General features: G+C 63.1%; 15 protein-coding genes. 13 read left to right on the top strand and 2 right to left on the bottom strand.

The genetic code is table 11. The features are described 5' to 3' along the window. Positions 1 to 139: 139 nt before the first annotated feature. Entirely contained in the window at positions 140 to 769 is a 630-nt protein-coding gene (locus ISX93_RS11795; RefSeq protein ID WP_195778921.1) for a 3'-5' exonuclease, read from the top strand. 59 nt (positions 770 to 828) lie between these two features. Here ISX93_RS11795 and ISX93_RS11800 read toward each other — a convergent pair whose 3' ends face one another. Further along, positions 829 to 1,470 carry a GNAT family N-acetyltransferase gene (locus ISX93_RS11800; protein ID WP_195778922.1) on the bottom strand — a complete coding sequence of 214 codons (642 nt, stop codon included), beginning with the start codon at positions 1,468 to 1,470 and terminating at the stop codon, positions 829 to 831. 162 nt (positions 1,471 to 1,632) lie between these two features. On the opposite strand from ISX93_RS11800, the gene xthA reads away from it, so the two are divergent. Beyond that, complete coding sequence (gene xthA, locus ISX93_RS11805) at positions 1,633 to 2,478, top strand: exodeoxyribonuclease III (protein ID WP_195778923.1); 846 nt, start codon at positions 1,633 to 1,635, stop codon at positions 2,476 to 2,478. Positions 2,479 to 2,538: 60 nt separating this feature from the next. Then, entirely contained in the window at positions 2,539 to 3,918 is a 1,380-nt protein-coding gene (locus ISX93_RS11810; protein WP_229732177.1) for a substrate-binding domain-containing protein, read from the top strand. Between the two features lie 157 nt (positions 3,919 to 4,075). Here ISX93_RS11810 and ISX93_RS11815 read toward each other — a convergent pair whose 3' ends face one another. Further along, positions 4,076 to 5,290, bottom strand: coding sequence for an acyl-CoA dehydrogenase (locus ISX93_RS11815; RefSeq protein ID WP_195778924.1), 1,215 nt, complete (start codon positions 5,288 to 5,290; stop codon positions 4,076 to 4,078). Between the two features lie 152 nt (positions 5,291 to 5,442). On the opposite strand from ISX93_RS11815, the gene ISX93_RS11820 reads away from it, so the two are divergent. From ISX93_RS11820 to ISX93_RS11865, 10 genes are all read left to right on the top strand, one after another. Continuing rightward, the gene (locus tag ISX93_RS11820; RefSeq protein ID WP_195778925.1) at positions 5,443 to 6,354 is read left to right on the top strand and encodes a LysR family transcriptional regulator; all 912 of its coding nucleotides are present in this window, start codon (positions 5,443 to 5,445) and stop codon (positions 6,352 to 6,354) included. Then, a complete protein-coding gene (locus tag ISX93_RS11825) occupies positions 6,351 to 8,462 on the top strand; it encodes a TonB-dependent receptor family protein (protein ID WP_229732178.1) in 2,112 nt (703 codons plus the stop codon). Before ISX93_RS11820 ends, ISX93_RS11825 begins: the two co-directional genes overlap by 4 nt. A gap of 216 nt (positions 8,463 to 8,678) precedes the next feature. Then, a complete protein-coding gene (locus ISX93_RS11830) occupies positions 8,679 to 9,077 on the top strand; it encodes a MerR family transcriptional regulator (RefSeq protein WP_195778926.1) in 399 nt (132 codons plus the stop codon). Between the two features lie 32 nt (positions 9,078 to 9,109). Continuing rightward, positions 9,110 to 10,273 (top strand): isovaleryl-CoA dehydrogenase, encoded by a 1,164-nt coding sequence (locus tag ISX93_RS11835; protein WP_195778927.1) that lies wholly within the window; start codon positions 9,110 to 9,112, stop codon positions 10,271 to 10,273. Positions 10,274 to 10,394: 121 nt separating this feature from the next. Then, positions 10,395 to 12,002 carry a carboxyl transferase domain-containing protein gene (locus ISX93_RS11840; RefSeq protein ID WP_195778928.1) on the top strand — a complete coding sequence of 536 codons (1,608 nt, stop codon included), beginning with the start codon at positions 10,395 to 10,397 and terminating at the stop codon, positions 12,000 to 12,002. Between the two features lie 93 nt (positions 12,003 to 12,095). Next, positions 12,096 to 12,890, top strand: a complete 795-nt coding sequence (locus ISX93_RS11845) for a gamma-carboxygeranoyl-CoA hydratase (protein ID WP_195778929.1) — start codon at positions 12,096 to 12,098, stop codon at positions 12,888 to 12,890. A gap of 3 nt (positions 12,891 to 12,893) precedes the next feature. Then, positions 12,894 to 14,837, top strand: coding sequence for an acetyl/propionyl/methylcrotonyl-CoA carboxylase subunit alpha (locus tag ISX93_RS11850; protein ID WP_195778930.1), 1,944 nt, complete (start codon positions 12,894 to 12,896; stop codon positions 14,835 to 14,837). A 120-nt stretch (positions 14,838 to 14,957) separates the two neighbouring features. Beyond that, a complete protein-coding gene (locus tag ISX93_RS11855; RefSeq protein WP_195778931.1) occupies positions 14,958 to 15,857 on the top strand; it encodes a hydroxymethylglutaryl-CoA lyase in 900 nt (299 codons plus the stop codon). A 29-nt stretch (positions 15,858 to 15,886) separates the two neighbouring features. Further along, the gene (locus ISX93_RS11860; RefSeq protein ID WP_195778932.1) at positions 15,887 to 16,585 is read left to right on the top strand and encodes a CoA transferase subunit A; all 699 of its coding nucleotides are present in this window, start codon (positions 15,887 to 15,889) and stop codon (positions 16,583 to 16,585) included. A 2-nt stretch (positions 16,586 to 16,587) separates the two neighbouring features. After that, entirely contained in the window at positions 16,588 to 17,217 is a 630-nt protein-coding gene (locus tag ISX93_RS11865) for a CoA transferase subunit B (RefSeq protein ID WP_195778933.1), read from the top strand. Positions 17,218 to 17,237 lie beyond the last annotated feature (20 nt).

The raw sequence follows: 17,237 nt of genomic DNA on the forward strand, positions 1-17,237 counted from the left end.
ATACAGGATCTTGAGAAACTTTGTTGATCCTTTTTCGGGATAATCGGCGGGCGGCGATCAAATCGTACAAATTGGTTTGATAAAACAAAATATCTGTATGATTTTATTAATATTTATTTATAAATGAGAACCCATAATCGTGGAACCCATCGCCGTCATCGACTTTGAAACCACCGGCATGTCACCCGGGCAAAACTGCCGGGCCACGGAAATTGCCGCGGTGATCGTGCAGGACGGGCAGATTACCGCGCGCTATCAGAGCCTGATGAACAGTGGCGCCTGGGTGCCACCCTTTATCGAGAACCTGACCGGTATCAGCAACCAGATGTTGCGCTCAGCACCCTCTTCCACCCAGGTAATGCGTGAGGTGGCGGACTTTGTCGGGGGCATTCCACTGGTAGCGCACAACGCGGCCTTCGACCAGAAATTCTGGGACAGCGAGCTGGCCCTGATTCAGCGACGGCGCAGCCAGCGCTTTGCCTGCTCCATGCTGCTGGCGCGCCGGTTGCTGCCGCAGGCCCCCAATCACAAGCTGGGCACGCTCAACAGCTGGGCCGGGCTGCCGGACACCGGCAAGGCGCACCGGGCGCTGGCGGATGCCGAAATGGCCGCCAACCTGACGATCTATCTCGGCCGGCTGCTGCGCGAACAGCATGGCATCAACGCGCTATCCCACGACTTTCTCTGCGACCTGCAAAAAGTCCCGGCCGCGAAGATCATGCAGGCGCTGAGCGCTGCGCAGGGTGGCCGGAAGTCACCTGCCGGCTGACATGAAAAGGCCGCAGAACCCCATGGATACTGGGGCCCGGGGCCAACTGGGAGGATCAATCAGGCGCTGGCTTTGAGCACCTGCTGGGGATTGGCATGAAAGAACACATGCTCGCAGATCGGCCCTACGGCCACCTCGCCCACCTCTTCGTAACCCTGGCGCTTGTAGAAATCCAGATAGCGGTTGTTGCCGGTATCGAGTACCAGTCCCTCGGAGTTGGGATCTTCCGCGCACCAGTCATGCAGGGCGGAAAGCAGCTTCTCGCCCAGGCCCTTGCCCTGGAATTCCGGATGGATGCCGAGTAGCGGCAATACGTGAAAACGCCCTGGCGGCAGGCAGCCAAGGATCGCTTCGTGATAATCCAGGTAGCGCCTGGTGCAGCGAAAGCCGGTCGTCATCACCATGCGCAAGCGCCAGCTCCAGCTTTCGGTGATATCCAGGCGCCGTTGCGGCTGGGCGATCAGCGCGATACCGACCAGGCGATCATCGATCAGCAGGCCGATGGCCGGATCCTCCTGCAGAAAGTGCTGCTGCACCAGCTCGCGGACGGTGGCGCGCACTCGCTGGTCATAGCCAGGCCGCTCGGATTCGAACAGATAGGCGAAAGTGGGTTCATGCCGGTAAGCGTGATACAGCAACGAGCGCGCTTCACGCGCATAGCCACCATCAAGGATGCGGATTTCAGCGGGAGAACTGGGCATGCACGACGACCTCTTTATTGTTTGATTCTGGGTCCGGCCTTGCTGTTGCGACGAGCGCCACAAGGCTCATCGCCAAGGTAGCACCAGCCTGCGCGGGCTACCAGCACTGGCTGGCAAGCCATGCAATCGGCTAGCATCGATTTTTTCCCGGGAAGCCATGCGATGAAGATCGTTTCTTTCAATATCAATGGGCTACGTGCCCGCCCCCATCAACTGGCAGCGCTGATCGAAAAACATCAGCCGGACATCATCGGCCTGCAGGAAACCAAAGTGGCCGACGAGCAGTTTCCCGAGGCGGAGATTCGCCAGCTCGGCTACCACGTGCACTATCACGGCCAGAAAGGCCACTACGGCGTGGCCCTGCTCTCCCGCCAGGCGCCCCTGGAAGTACACAAGGGCTTTCCGCAGGATGGTGAAGAGTCGCAAAAACGCTTCATCTGGGGCGTGTTTGCCGACGCCGGGGGCAATCCGCTGACAGTGATGAACGGTTATTTTCCCCAGGGGGAAAGTCGCGATCACCCACTCAAGTTTCCGGCCAAGCAGCGCTTCTATGCCGAACTGCAGCAACTGCTGGAAAGCCGGTTCCAGCCGACACAACCACTGGTGGTGATGGGTGACATCAATATCTCCCCGGAAGATTGCGATATCGGCATCGGCGAGGACAACCGCAAGCGCTGGCTACGCACCGGCAAGTGCAGTTTTCTTCCGGAAGAACGGGAGTGGCTGCAACGCCTGAAGGACTGGGGCCTGATCGACAGCTACCGGGCACTGCATCCACAGGTGAACGATTGCTTCAGCTGGTTCGATTACCGCAGCCGCGGCTTCGAGGATGCCCCCAAGCGCGGCCTGCGGATTGACGTGATCATGGCCAGCACGGCCCTGCAGGGGCAGCTCAAGGCCGCCGGGATCGACTATGACCTGCGCGGCATGGACAAGCCCTCCGACCACGCACCAATCTGGCTGCAGCTGGATTGTGCGGCAACCGGCCAGGCCGGTTCGTCGTCATAAAAGGGTAATCAATCCTTCTTAATCTGCAGGCACATTCTCCCTCTAGAAGGTGCCTGCCAGATGCTGCATACCCAAACGGATAACGAGCGCGATACCTGGGCCAGAACCATTGCCATGCTGGTGCTCGGACTTGCCTGCTACGCCCTGCCCTGGCCCGTGCTGGCGCAGCTGCCAGGGCCGGCGGCAACTGAAGCCGTCCTGCGGGTGCAGGGCTCCAACACCATCGGGGCCAAGCTCGGCCCGGCGCTGGCCAAAGGCCTGCTGGAGCAACAGGGCCTGCGCGATATCACGGTTTCACCCAGCGCTGAAAACGAACAGCAGGTGGTGGGACATGCACCGGATGGACGAGTGATCCGCATCAGCCTGGCGGCTCACGGTTCCGGGACCGGCTTTACCGCCCTGCAGGATGGCAGCGCCGAGCTGGCGGCCTCCTCGCGGCCGATCAAGGGCGCCGAAGCACAAAGCCTGGAGGCTTACGGTGACCTGCGCAGCCGCAGCGCCGAACAGATCATCGCGATCGACGGGCTGGCCATCATCGTGCATCCGGACAATCCGCTGCAGAGCTTGAACATCGAGCAGCTGGCCGCCCTGTTTGCCGGCGAGATCAGCGACTGGCGCCAGCTGGGCGGCCAACCTGGGGCAGTGCACCTGTATGCCCGCGATGACAACTCCGGCACCTGGGACACCTTCAAGGAACTGGTGCTCGGGCGCCAGGGCAAGACGCTGAGCAGTTCCGCCCGGCGCTTCGAATCGAGTGACCAGCTGTCCGATAGCGTCAGCCAGGATCCGCTGGGCATCGGCTTCATTGGCCTGCCGTATATCCGTGAAAGCAAGGCCCTGGCGATCGCCGACGGTGAATCCCTGCCCATGCTGCCCAGCCGCGAACTGATTGCCACCGAAGACTATCCGCTGTCGCGCCGGCTGTTTTTCTATCTCAAGCCGGCCGAGACCAACGAATGGGCGCGGGCACTGGTGAGCTTCGCGCAGAGCGCGCCAGGCCAGGCGATCGTGGCACAGAGCGGATTTATCGCGCAGACCGTGCAGGCGACGACGGTGCAGACCACCAGCGAGATGCCGGAGGCCTATCGGGTACTGGGTCTGCAGGCGAAACGCCTTACCGTCAACCTGCGCTTCAGGGAGGGCAGCGCCACCCTGGACAACAAGGCGCACTACGATATCGCGCGCATTTCCGAGTACCTCAAGCGCAATGACAAGCTCTACCGCAAGGTGGTGCTGGTGGGCTTCGGCGACCCCAAACCGGATCCGGAGCGCGCCAGCCTGCTGTCCAAGTTGCGCGCCGTGGTGGTCAGCCAGGCACTGCGCAGCGAAGGCCTGATCCCGCGCGAAGTGGTCGGTTTTGGCGATGAGCTGCCGGTCGCCGCCAACAGCGCTGACGAGGGCCGGAAAAAGAACCAGCGTGTGGAGGTCTGGGTTTATTGACTGCACGGCGCAGGTTGGGTTGAGCCGCACAGCGGTGAAGCCCAACAGGCAAACCACATACTGTTCTTGAGCGGATGTTGGGCTTCGCTGCGCTCAACCCGACCTGCCAACGTAACGCACAAGGCCCGCATTGCGGGCCTTGTGCGTTACAACAGGATCATTTACTGCGCGGCATGTACTTGCCGATTTCGTACTTGCCGATCGCCATGCGGTGCACTTCATCCGGGCCGTCGGCCAGGCGCAGGGTGCGCTGCATGGCATACATGTAGGCCAGCGGGAAATCGCCGGAAACGCCGGCGCCGCCATGGATCTGGATCGCCCGGTCGATCACCCGCAGCGCCACGTTGGGGGCGACCACCTTGATCTGGGCGATTTCACTGGCGGCAATCTTGTTGCCCACGGTGTCCATCATGAAGGCGGCGTTCAGGGTCAGCAGGCGCGCCATGTTGATCTCGGTCCGCGAGTCGGCAATCTTGTCGATGTTGCCCCCCAGGCGCGCCAGCGGCTTGCCGAACGCGGTGCGGCTGATCGAGCGCTTGCACATCAGCTCCAGGGCGCGCTCGGCCATGCCGATTGAGCGCATGCAGTGGTGAATGCGGCCCGGGCCGAGGCGCCCCTGGGCGATCTCGAAGCCGCGGCCTTCGCCCAGCAGGACGTTTTCATAGGGCACGCGCACGTTGTCGAATTTGACTTCGGCGTGGCCGTGCGGCGCATCGTCATAGCCGAACACCGGTAGCGGCCGGACGATCTTCACACCGGGCGCATCGGTCGGCACCAGGATCATCGAGTGCTGCTGGTGGCGCGGCGCGTCCGGGTTGGTCAGGCCCATGAAGATCATGATCTTGCAGCGCGGATCGCAGGCGCCGGAGGTCCACCACTTGGTGCCGTTGATCACCCACTCGTCACCCTCGCGCACGGCGCGTGCCTGCATGTTGGTGGCGTCGGATGAGGCCACGGCCGGCTCGGTCATGGCGAAGGCGGAACGGATCTCGCCGCGCAGCAGCGGTTCCAGCCACTGCCGCTTCTGCGCCTCGTTGGCGTAGCGCACCAGCACTTCCATGTTGCCGGTGTCCGGCGCCGAGCAGTTGAACGGCTCCGGCCCCAGCAGCGAGCGGCCCATGATCTCGGCCAGCGGCGCGTACTCCAGGTTGGTCAGGCCCGCGCCCAGCTCGGATTCCGGCAGGAACAGGTTCCACAGGCCTTCAGCCTTGGCCTTGGCTTTCAGTTCCTCCATGATCGCGGTCGGCTGCCAGCGGTCACCGCTGGCGACCTGCTGGTCAAAAATGGCTTCGGCAGGATAGACATGGCTATCCATGAACGCGGTGACGCGCTCGCGCAGCTGCTGAACCTTGGGCGAATAGGCGAAATCCATGGCGTTTGCATCCAGTTGGCGGTTGATGAATTGATGCTAGATCAGCGAAGACAATATGCCTAAACTATTTTCCTGGCGTATGAACATTCATAAGCCATATTCAGGTGAATATTGGTTAGGCTTGCTTTTCCCCCTCTCAGGAGCGCGCCCGGATGAATCTCGGCAAGGTTGATCTCAATCTGTTCATCGTTTTCGATGCGATCTATACGGAAGCCAACCTGACCCGGGCCGGGCAGATTGTCGGCATCACCCAGCCGGCCGTGTCGAACGCCCTCTCGCGCCTGCGCGAAACCTTCAACGACCCGCTGTTCCTGCGCACCGCCCAGGGCATGGTGCCCACGCCAATGGCACAGAACATCATCGGCCCGGTGCGCAACGCCTTGCAGTTGCTGCGGGTGTCCGTACAGGAAAGCCGCATCTTCAATCCCAAGGAAGCCAACAAGACCTACCGCATCAGCATGACCGACCTCAGCGAGGAAATGATCCTGCCGCCGCTGTTCCAGCGCCTGCGCCGGCAGGCCCCGGCGGTGCAGATCGAGAGTTTCCTCTCGCGCCGCCGCGAGACCACCAAGGAACTGGCCGCCGGCCGGCTGGATTTTGCCATCGACGCACCGCTCAATACCGACACCCAGGTGCGCCACGTCAAGCTGTTCGATGACCGCTATGTCTGCGCCATGCGCCAGGGTCACCCGCTGGCCAGGGACAAGATCAGCCTGGAGGAATACCTGTCGCTCAGCCATATCCAGATTTCCAGCCGCCGCAGCGGGCTGGGCTATATCGACCTGGCGCTGGGCAAGATGGGTCTGCAGCGCAAGATCGTCCTGCGCTCCCAGCATTACCTGATGGCGACCACGGTGATGCAGGGCACCGACATGGCGATCACCGTGCCCGAGTGCTTCGCGCGCAAGCACGACCTGCACTGTGTCGAGTTGCCGGTGGCCGGCATTCCTGCACTGGAATCGCACCTGTACTGGCACGAAAGCACCGACCAGGACCCGGCCAATCGCTGGATGCGTGAACAGATCATCGAAATTGCCCAGCAGGTCGGCGGCCAGAATCCTTGAGCAGCCGTCCCCTCCTCCGGCCGCGCCGGCACTTCGCGCTCCTGCTGGCTGCCGCGCTGCCGGCCGGCCTGAGCCTGGCCGAGGAACCCGGCCCCGAGGCCCCGCCACTGGTGATTACCGGTAGCCGCTATCAGGCCAGCAGCTTCAACCTGCCCTTCGCCGTGCAACGCGTCGACGCCGAGCAGGCCACCGCCGGCAAGCCCCGGGTCAACCTGTCCGAGGCCCTCAGCAGCGTGCCCGGACTGGTGGTGCAGAATCGCAGCAATTACGCCCAGGACCTGCAGATTTCCTCGCGCGGCTTCGGCGCCCGCTCGGCGTTCGGCATCCGCGGGATCAAACTGCTGGCCGACGGCGTGCCGCTCTCCAACCCGGACGGACAGGGCCAGGCGGCGACCTTCGACCTGGACACCCTCGACCACATCGAAGTCCTGCGCGGGCCGTTTGCCAATGTCTACGGCAGCAACTCGGGCGGTGTGATCCAGCTGTTTTCCCGCGACGGCGCCGGGCCACCGCGGGTGTCGGCCAGCACGGCCATGGCGGCCTGGGATACCCGGCGCTCGCAGGTGTCGGTCGAGGGGGGCAACCAACAGGCTGGCGTGCTGGTCAACCAGTCACACTTCAGCACCGACGGCTATCGCCAGCACAGCAGTGCCAGCCTCGACAAGACCTTCGCCAAGCTCACCCTGCATCCGGATGCCGAGAGCAGGCTGGCGCTGATCTACACCCAGCTCAACCAGAATGATTCGCTGGATCCGCAAGGCCTGACCTGGGATGAGTACACGGCCCGGCAGGATGCGGCCGCGCCGGGGGCACTGCTGTTCGACACGCGCAAGACCGTGGATCACTCCAGCCTGGCCCTCAATTTCGATCGCGATTTTTCCGCAGGCACCTGGCAGAACACCCTGTATGGCGGTACCCGGCATGTTACCCAGTACCAATCGATTCCGGTGGTGGTGCAGCTCAACCCCAAGTCTTCGGGTGGCGTGATCGACTTCGAGCGCAGCTTCCAGGGCGCCAGCACCCGCTGGATCCAGCCGCTGAACGTGTTCGCCGGCGCGCTTACAGTGACCAGCGGCCTGGAATACGATGCGTCCTCCGACGACCGCCAGGGCTACGAGAACTTCGTCGGCAGCACCCTGGGCGTCCAGGGCGCCCTGCGCCGCGACGAACAGGATGATGTCACCAGCCTCTCGCCCTTCGTCCAGGCTGCCTGGGAACTGGAGCGACTGCAGTTGCAGAGCGGCCTGCGCTACAACCATGTGGAATTCACGGTTGACGACACCTACATCACCGGCAGCAACGGCGACGACAGCGGCGGCGTCACCTACACCGACTACACGCCCAACCTGGGCGCCAGCTACCTGCTCAATCCGCAGCTGAGTGTCTACACCAGCTGGAGCCGCGGCTTCGAGACGCCGACCCTCAACGAGCTGTTCTATTCCGGGCCGGACGGACGCTTCGGCTTCGACCTGGCACCCGCCACCAGCGAGCAGTATGAAGTCGGCCTGAAGGCGCGCCTGGGCCGCAGCAGCAACCTGCAGCTGGCGCTGTTCCAGATCGATACCGAAGACGAGCTGGTGGTGCTCAGTTCCATCGGCGGCCGCACCAGCTACCAGAACGCGGCACAGACCGAGCGCCATGGCGTCGAGCTGGCACTCGACAGCCGGCTGAGCGAGACGCTCACCATGCGCCTGGCGGCCACTGCCATGAGTGCCATCTACAGCGAGGCGTTCGTCAGCCGTGGCAATACCATTGGCGCCGGCCGGCATATCCCCAACATTCCGGCGCGCAGCCTGTTTGCCGAACTGGCCTGGCAGCCTGCGGCAGGCTTCAGCACCGCGCTGGAGGGGATCTACCGCAGCAACCTCTACGTGGAAGACAGCAACGCCGCGAAGACCGCCCCCAGCTACAGCCTGTTCAACTGGCAGGCCCGGCTGGAGCAGCAGTTCGAGCAGCTGACCTTGAACCAGGTGCTGCGCATCGACAACCTGCTCGACCGCGACTACATCGGCTCGATCATCGTTGGCGACAGCAATGGCCGCTATTACGAACCGGGGCCCGAGCGCGCCTGGTATGTCGGTGCCGGGCTGGAATACCGCTTCGAGTAAGTCCTCCTCCCTGCACCGCACAACTAGTGCAGGAGCCAGCTTGCTGGCGATCAGTGCGCGAAGAGCAGCGCCAGCAGGCTGGCTCCTGCACAAGATCAATCTATTTGCAGGCTGAATGCGTAGCTAATTATTTTGCAGACGCTCTTCACATCTGCAGGTTGACGTTAACGTAAAGCTAGTTTACGTTAACGTCAAGCACATAGCCGAGGCCGCCCCATGGCCAGTCCCACCTACAGCATCTCCGACCTCGCCCGCGAGCTCGACATCACCGCTCGGGCCATCCGTTTCTACGAGGAACAGGGCATGCTCGCCCCCGAGCGCCGCGGCCTTGAGCGCATCTACCACGCCAAGGACCTGGTCGCCCTGAAGCTGATCCTGCGCGGCAAGCGCATCGGTTTTTCCCTGGCCGAGTGCCGTGAACTGATCGAGCTGTACGACCCGGCCAGCGGTAACCGCAAGCAGCTGGAGACCTTCATGCAGAAAATCACCGCGCGCCGCGAGCAGCTCGAACAGCAGCTGCTGGATATCGAGCAGATGCAGCTGGAACTCGATACTGCCGAGGAACGCTGCCGCACCGCGCTGGATGAAACCCTTTCGAAACAACAAGCTGGCTAACAAAACTCATTCAATTTCCCAGAGGTAACAGCATGTCCTACCCAACCCTGAACTTCGACCTTGGCGAAACCAACGACATGCTGCGCGACGCGGTGTACCAGTTCGCCCAGGCTGAACTGGCTCCGCGCGCCGCCCAAATCGACAGCAGCAACGAGTTCCCCATGGACATGTGGCGCAAGTTCGGCGACATGGGTTTGCTTGGCATCACCGTCTCCGAGGAGTTCGGCGGCAGCAACATGGGCTATCTGGCGCATACCATCGCCATGGAAGAAATCAGCCGCGCTTCGGCTTCGGTTGGCTTGTCCTACGGCGCGCACTCCAACCTGTGTGTGAACCAGATCTACAAGAACGGTACGCAGGCGCAGAAAGCCAAATACCTGCCCAAGCTGTGCAGTGGTGAGCACATCGGTGCGCTGGCCATGAGCGAGCCAAATGCCGGTTCCGACGTGGTGTCGATGAAGCTGCGTGCCGACAAGAAAGGCGACCACTATGTGCTCAACGGCAACAAGATGTGGATCACCAACGGCCCGGATGCGCATACCTATGTGATCTATGCCAAGACCGACGTAGCCGCCGGTTCCAAGGGCATGACCGCGTTCATCGTCGAGCGCGATTTCAAAGGCTTCTCCCGTCACCAGAAGCTCGACAAGCTGGGCATGCGTGGCTCCAACACCTGCGAGCTGGTGTTCCAGGATTGCGAAGTGCCGGCAGAAAACATTCTCGGTCAGGAAGGCCGTGGCGTGGCCGTGCTGATGAGCGGGCTGGACTTCGAGCGTACCGTGCTCTCCGGTGGCCCGACCGGGATCATGACCGCCTGCATGGACGTGGTGCTGCCCTATGTGCATGAACGCCGCCAGTTCAACCAGTCGATCGGCGAGTTCCAGCTGGTGCAGGGCAAGCTGGCCGACATGTATGCCGGCATGAACGCGTCCAAGTCTTACCTGTACAACGTGGCCAAGGCCTGCGACCGCGGCGAAGAATCGCGCAAGGATGCGGCGGCGGTGATTCTCTACACTGCTGAAATGGCCACCAAGATGGCCCTCGACGCCATTCAGCTGCTCGGCGGCAACGGCTACACCAACGAGTACCCGACCGGCCGCCTGCTGCGCGATGCCAAACTCTACGAGATCGGCGCCGGCACCAGCGAGATCCGCCGCATGCTGATTGGCCGCGAGCTGTTTAACGAAACCAAGTGACCGGTTTGCGGTGGATATGACCTTCGGTCGATATCCACCCTACGCCCGTATCACCTAACCGTAGGGTGGATAACCGCGCAGCGTTATCCACCATAGGCCGCCCCCATATGGAGCTCGCCGGATGACCATCCTTACCACCCAGATCAACCCCCGCAGCCCGGAGTACGCGACCAACCACGCGGCCATGTCCGGATTGGTCGAAAACCTGCATACCCTGCTCGCCCGCGTGCGTCAGGGTGGCGGTGCCAAGGCTCAGGAACGCCACACCTCACGCGGCAAACTGCTGCCGCGGGATCGGATCAACTGCCTGCTCGACCCCGGCTCGCCGTTTCTGGAAATCGGCCAGCTGGCCGCCCATGAGGTGTATGGCGAAGAGGTGCCGGCCGCCGGCGTGATTGCCGGCATCGGCCGGGTCGAGGGCGTCGAGTGCCTGATTCTGGCCAACGACGCCACGGTCAAAGGCGGCAGCTACTACCCGCTGACGGTGAAGAAGCACCTGCGGGCGCAGACCATCGCCCGTGAGAACCGCTTGCCATGCATTTACCTGGTGGACTCCGGTGGCGGCAACCTGCCACGCCAGGACGAGGTGTTCCCGGATCGCGATCACTTTGGGCACATCTTCTTCAACCAGGCCAACATGAGTGCCATGGGCATCCCGCAGATTGCCGTGGTGATGGGTTCCTGCACTGCCGGTGGTGCCTATGTGCCGGCCATGGCCGATGAGTCGATCATGGTGCGCAATCAGGCGACCATCTTTCTCGCTGGGCCTCCGCTGGTCCGCGCTGCCACAGGCGAGATCGTCAGTGCCGAGGACCTGGGTGGTGCCGATGTGCACTGCAAGACCTCCGGTGTCGCCGACCACTATGCAGAAAACGACGAGCATGCCCTCGCTCTGGCCCGCCGCTGCATCGCCAATCTGAACTGGCGCAAGCAGGGCGTGCTCAGTCTGCAGGAGCCACGCCTGCCGAACTACAGCGCCGACGAGATCTACGGGGTGATCCCGGCCGATGCCAAGCAGCCCTACGACGTGCGTGAAGTGATCGCGCGCATCGTCGACGGCTCGGTGTTCGATGAATTCAAGGCGCTCTACGGCACCACGCTGGTCACCGGTTTCGCGCATATCCAGGGGTATCCGATCGGCATCGTCGCCAACAACGGCATCCTCTTCGGCGAGTCGGCGCAGAAAGGCGCGCACTTCGTCGAACTGTGCTGCCAGCGCGGCATCCCGCTGCTGTTCCTGCAGAACATCACCGGCTTCATGGTCGGGCAAAAATACGAGGCCGCCGGCATCGCCAAGCACGGTGCCAAGCTGGTGACCGCGGTGGCCTGCGCCAAGGTACCGAAGTTCACCGTGATCATCGGTGGCAGCTTCGGCGCCGGCAACTATGGCATGTGCGGCCGTGCCTACGACCCGCGTTTCCTGTGGATGTGGCCGAATGCACGGATCTCCATCATGGGCGGCGAACAGGCCGCCGGCGTACTGGTGCAGGTCAAGCGCGAACAGCTGGAGCGTTCTGGCGAACAGCTCTCTGCCGAAGAAGAAGCCAAGATCAAGCAGCCGATCCTCGAACAATACGAGCGCCAGGGCCACCCCTACTATTCCAGCGCGCGGCTGTGGGATGACGGCGTGATTGACCCGGCGCAGACCCGCGAGGTTCTGGCGCTGGCACTGTCGGCCAGCCTCAACGCACCGATTGAGCCGACCACCTTCGGCGTATTCCGCATGTAAGCCCTATCAACACACCTTGCTTATGTACGAGCCAGCTTGCTGGCGATCAACCACCAAGATCGCGAGCAAGTTCGCTCCTACAGGAATCCAGAAATGACCGACTTTGAACATATTCAGCTCGAAATAGATGCCCGCGGCATCGCCACCTTGTGGCTGAACCGCCCGGACAAGAACAATGCCTTCAATAGCCAGACCATCCGTGAGCTGTTGCTGGCGCTTGACGCCGTCGGCGTCAACCCGGCCGTGCGCCTGCTGGTGCTGCGCGGCCGTGGCAAGCACTTCTGCGCCGGTGGCGACCTGGGCTGGATGCAGGAAGCCGCGACGCTGGACTTCAACGGCAATCTGGCCGATGCGCGTAACCTGGCCGAACTGCTGTACAACCTCTACCAGTTGAAGAAGCCAACCCTGGCGGTGGTTCAGGGCGCGGTATTTGGCGGCGGTGTTGGTCTGGTCAGCTGCTGCGACATGGCGATCGGCGCCGACAACGCGCAGTTCTCGCTGTCCGAAGTGCGCATCGGTTTGATGCCGGCGACCATCAGCCCGTTCGTGGTCAAGGCCATGGGCGCGCGTGCTGCACGGCGCTATTCGCTGACAGCCGAGCGCTTCGATGGCAACCAGGCTGCTGCACTGGGGCTGCTCAGCGAAGCCTACACACTGGACGAACTGGAAGCGCAGGCCGACAGCTGGATCAGCAACCTGCTGCTCAACAGTCCGCAGGCGCTGGTCGCCTGCAAGGCGCTGTACAACGAGGTGGGCGCCGGCGAACTGACCCCAGGCCTGCGCCGTTCCACCGAAGGCGCCATCGCCCGCATCCGCGTCAGCCCCGAGGGGCAGGAAGGTCTGCATGCCTTTCTGGAAAAGCGCAAACCGTCCTGGCAGGAGCAATAAGCAATGATCAGCACTCTTCTGGTGGCCAACCGCGGCGAGATCGCCTGCCGCGTGATGCGTACTGCCAAGGCCCTGGGCCTGACCACCGTGGCCGTACACAGTGCCGTCGACCACAATGCCCGGCATGTCCGCGAAGCCGATATCGCCGTCGACCTGGGCGGAGCCAAGCCGGCCGACAGCTACCTGCTGATCGACAAGCTCATCGCTGCGGCCAAGGCCAGCGGCGCCCAGGCGATCCACCCGGGCTACGGCTTCCTCTCCGAGAACGCCGGTTTCGCCCGCGCCATCGAGGCAGCCGGTTTGATCTTCCTCGGCCCGCCCGCCTCTGCCATTGATGCCATGGGCAGCAAATCCGCCGCCAAGGCCCTGATGGAAACCGCCGGCGTGCCGCTGGTGCCCGGCTACCACGGCGAGGCGCAGGATCTGGAAACCTTCCGCGCCGCCTCCGAAGTGATCGGCTACCCGGTGCTGCTCAAAGCCGCCGCCGGTGGCGGTGGCAAGGGCATGAAAGTGGTCGAGCGCGAGGCTGATCTGGACGAAGCCCTGGCCTCGGCCCAGCGCGAGGCGCTGTCGTCGTTCGGCGACGCGCGCATGCTGGTGGAAAAATACGTGCTCAAGCCGCGCCATGTGGAGATTCAGGTGTTTGCCGACAGCCACGGTAACTGCCTGTACCTGAACGAGCGCGACTGCTCGATCCAGCGCCGCCACCAGAAAGTGGTCGAGGAAGCGCCGGCGCCAGGGCTGACCCCGGAACTGCGTCGGGCCATGGGCGAGGCGGCGGTGAAGGCGGCTCAAGCGATAGGCTATGTAGGTGCCGGCACCGTGGAGTTCCTGCTGGATGCACGCGGGCAGTTCTTCTTCATGGAGATGAATACCCGCCTGCAGGTCGAGCATCCGGTCACCGAGGCCATCACCGGCCTCGACCTGGTGGCCTGGCAGATCCGCGTGGCGCGCGGCGAGGCCCTGCCGATCAACCAGGAACAGGTGCCGCTGCATGGCCATGCCATCGAAGTGCGACTGTATGCCGAGGATCCGGCGCAGGACTTCCTGCCCGCTTCCGGCACGCTCAAGCTCTATCGTGAAGCTGCTGCCGGCCCGGGCCGCCGGGTCGACAGCGGCGTGGCCGAAGGCGACGAGGTATCGCCGTTCTACGACCCGATGCTGGCCAAGCTGATCGCCTGGGGCGAAACCCGCGAAGAAGCCCGCCAGCGCCTGCTGGCCATGCTTGGCGAAACCGCGGTCGGCGGCTTCAGGACCAACCTCGGCTTCCTGCAACGCATCCTCGCCCACCCGGCATTTGCTGCGGCCGAGCTGGATACCGGTTTTATCCCGCGCCACGAAGCCCAACTGCTGCCAGCGCCCACTGAACTGCCGGCGGCGTTCTGGGAACTGGCCGGCGAAGCCATGCTGCAGAGTGATGCCCAGCGTGCCCGCGCCGACGATCCGCACTCGCCCTGGTCGGGCAACAGTGGCTGGCGCGCCTGCGGCCCGGCCGAAATTGATCTGCACCTGCAATGCAATGCTGAAAACCATCTGCTACACCTGCGTCACAACGGTCAGAGCCGCGCGATTCTGCGCAATGAGCAACTGGTGGTTGAGTCTGATGGCCTGCGCCGCCAGCACCTGGCTATCCGTCGCGGCAACAGCCTGTTCCTCGAATGGCAGGGCGATCTGCTGGATGTGCAGCGGGTTGACCCGATTGCTGAAGTCGAGGCCAGCCATCATCAGCACGGTGGCATGACGGCTCCGATGAACGGCAGCATCGTCCGCGTACTGGTGGAAGTCGGCCAGCAGGTGGAAGCCGGCACCGCACTGGTGGTGCTGGAAGCCATGAAGATGGAACACAGCATCCGTGCCGCCCACGCCGGCACGGTCAAGGCGCTGTTCTGTGCCGAAGGCGACATGGTCAGCGAAGGCAGCGCACTGGTGGAACTGGGCGAGGCCTGAGCTTCACTGACGTAGGATGGGTGGAGCGCAGCGATACCCATCGACCGTGCACCCAAGCGATGGGTATCGCCCAAGGGCTCAACCCATCCTACAAACCACGCCCACACGGAGATGCACAAGATGACAATGCCCAGCCATGTCCGCCTGGTCGAAGTCGGTCCGCGTGACGGACTGCAGAACGAGAAGCAGCCGATTGAGGTGGCCAACAAGGTGCGCCTGGTCGACGACCTGACCGACGCCGGCCTGTCCTACATCGAGGTCGGCAGTTTCGTCTCGCCCAAGTGGGTGCCGCAGATGGCCGGCAGCGCTGAGGTGTTCGCGCAGATTCAGCGCAAGGCGGGCGTTACTTACGCCGGGCTTACACCCAACCTGCAGGGCTTCGAAAGCGCGCTGCAAGCTGGCGTGCGTGAGGTGGCGGTGTTTGCTGCCGCCTCCGAAGCCTTCTCGCAGAAGAACATCAACTGTTCGATCAAGGAGAGCCTGGATCGCTTCATCCCGGTAATGGAAGCGGCCAGGGCCAACGATATCCGTGTGCGCGGCTATGTGTCCTGCGTGCTGGGTTGCCCCTACGAGGGTGCAATCGACCCGGCCCAGGTGGCCAGCGTGGCGGCTGAACTGTTCGCCATGGGCTGCTACGAGGTATCGCTGGGCGACACCATCGGTACCGGCACGCCCGGTGCAACACGCCGCTTGATCGAGACGGTCTCCGCACAGATTCCGCGAGAAAAATTGGCCGGTCACTTTCACGACACCTACGGCCAGGCCCTGGCGAATATCTACGCCAGCCTGCTGGAGGGCGTCAGCGTGTTCGACAGCTCGGTCGCCGGCCTCGGTGGCTGCCCGTACGCCAAGGGCGCATCCGGTAACGTAGCCAGCGAAGATGTGCTGTACATGCTCAACGGCCTGGGCATCCAGACCGGTATTGATCTGGACAAGTTGATTGCCGCCGGCCAGCGCATCTGCAGCCTGCTCGGCCGCAGCAATGGTTCCCGGGTGGCACACGCCCGGGTGTGCGCCTAACTCCTTTGACCCAACAGCGAGACGCCTCCATGAACAAGATCTACCCAAGTGCGGCTGCAGCCCTTGAGGGGCTGGTGGAAGACGGCATGACCCTGGCGGTCGGCGGTTTTGGCCTGTGCGGCATCCCCGAGGCGCTGATTGCCGCCCTGCGCGACACCGGCAAGAACAACCTGACGGTGATCAGCAACAACGCCGGCGTCGATGGCTTCGGCCTCGGCCAGCTGCTGGCTACCCGGCAGATCAGCAAGATGATTTCCTCTTACGTCGGCGAGAACAAGGAGTTCGAGCGCCAGTATCTCTCTGGCGAGCTGAAGCTCGACTTCACCCCGCAGGGCACCCTGGCCGAGAAGTTGCGTGCCGGTGGCGCCGGTATTCCGGCCTTCTTCACCAAGACCGGCTACGGCACGCTGGTCGCCGAAGGCAAGGAAACCCGCCAGTTCAATGGCGAGTGGTATGTGATGGAGCTGTCACTGACCGCCGACGTGTCGCTGGTCAAGGCGTGGAAGGCCGACCATTCCGGCAACCTGCTGTTCCGCAAGACCGCGCGCAACTTCAACCCGCTGGCGGCCATGGCCGGCAAGGTCTGTGTGGTCGAGGTCGAGGAAATCGTCGAGACCGGCACCTTTGAACCTGATCAGGTGCATCTGCCCGGGGTTTATGTGCAGCGCATTGTGCTCAACAGCAGCCCGGAAAAACGCATCGAACAACGTACCGTAAGGAGCGCCTGAGCATGGCCTGGACTCGTGAACAGATGGCGCAGCGCGCCGCACAGGAATTGCAGGACGGTTTCTACGTCAACCTCGGTATCGGTTTGCCGACACTGGTCGCCAACTACATTCCAGAAGGTATGGATGTCTGGCTGCAGAGCGAGAATGGCCTGCTCGGCATCGGCCCGTTTCCACGGGAAGATGAAGTCGATCCGGACCTGATCAACGCCGGCAAGCAGACCATCACCACCCTGCCCGGCAGCAGCTTTTTCAACAGTGCCGACTCCTTCGCGATGATCCGCGGCGGCCATATCAACCTGTCGATCCTTGGCGCCATGCAGGTGTCCGAGCACGGCGATCTGGCCAACTGGATGATCCCCGGCAAGATGGTCAAGGGCATGGGCGGCGCGATGGATCTGGTGGCCGGCGTCAAGCGCGTGGTGGTGCTGATGGAGCACACCGCCAAGGGCGGCGTGCACAAGATCCTCAAGCAGTGCGAGCTGCCGCTGACCGGGGTTGGCGTGGTCGACCGCATCATCACCGATCTGGCGGTGCTGGACGTCACCGACAACGGTTTGCAACTGGTAGAACTGGCCGAAGGGGTCAGCTTCGAGGCGTTACAAGCAGCTACCGGCTGCCCGATCCAGCAATAAGCCAACGCAGTTGATTGCGG

This window comes from Pseudomonas sp. N040, assembly GCF_015637705.1.
Lineage (GTDB): Bacteria > Pseudomonadota > Gammaproteobacteria > Pseudomonadales > Pseudomonadaceae > Aquipseudomonas.

Bases quoted from the DNA above. Each gene is read 5' to 3' on its own strand.
- ISX93_RS11800 (WP_195778922.1), bottom strand. From the start codon at position 1,470: ATGCCCAGTTCTCCCGCTGAAATCCGCATCCTTGATGGTGGCTATGCG.
- xthA (WP_195778923.1), top strand. From the start codon at position 1,633: ATGAAGATCGTTTCTTTCAATATCAATGGGCTACGTGCCCGCCCCCAT.
- ISX93_RS11810 (WP_229732177.1), top strand. From the start codon at position 2,539: ATGCTGCATACCCAAACGGATAACGAGCGCGATACCTGGGCCAGAACC.
- ISX93_RS11815 (WP_195778924.1), bottom strand. From the start codon at position 5,290: ATGGATTTCGCCTATTCGCCCAAGGTTCAGCAGCTGCGCGAGCGCGTC.
- ISX93_RS11820 (WP_195778925.1), top strand. From the start codon at position 5,443: ATGAATCTCGGCAAGGTTGATCTCAATCTGTTCATCGTTTTCGATGCG.
- ISX93_RS11830 (WP_195778926.1), top strand. From the start codon at position 8,679: ATGGCCAGTCCCACCTACAGCATCTCCGACCTCGCCCGCGAGCTCGAC.
- ISX93_RS11835 (WP_195778927.1), top strand. From the start codon at position 9,110: ATGTCCTACCCAACCCTGAACTTCGACCTTGGCGAAACCAACGACATG.
- ISX93_RS11840 (WP_195778928.1), top strand. From the start codon at position 10,395: ATGACCATCCTTACCACCCAGATCAACCCCCGCAGCCCGGAGTACGCG.
- ISX93_RS11845 (WP_195778929.1), top strand. From the start codon at position 12,096: ATGACCGACTTTGAACATATTCAGCTCGAAATAGATGCCCGCGGCATC.
- ISX93_RS11850 (WP_195778930.1), top strand. From the start codon at position 12,894: ATGATCAGCACTCTTCTGGTGGCCAACCGCGGCGAGATCGCCTGCCGC.
- ISX93_RS11855 (WP_195778931.1), top strand. From the start codon at position 14,958: ATGACAATGCCCAGCCATGTCCGCCTGGTCGAAGTCGGTCCGCGTGAC.
- ISX93_RS11860 (WP_195778932.1), top strand. From the start codon at position 15,887: ATGAACAAGATCTACCCAAGTGCGGCTGCAGCCCTTGAGGGGCTGGTG.
- ISX93_RS11865 (WP_195778933.1), top strand. From the start codon at position 16,588: ATGGCCTGGACTCGTGAACAGATGGCGCAGCGCGCCGCACAGGAATTG.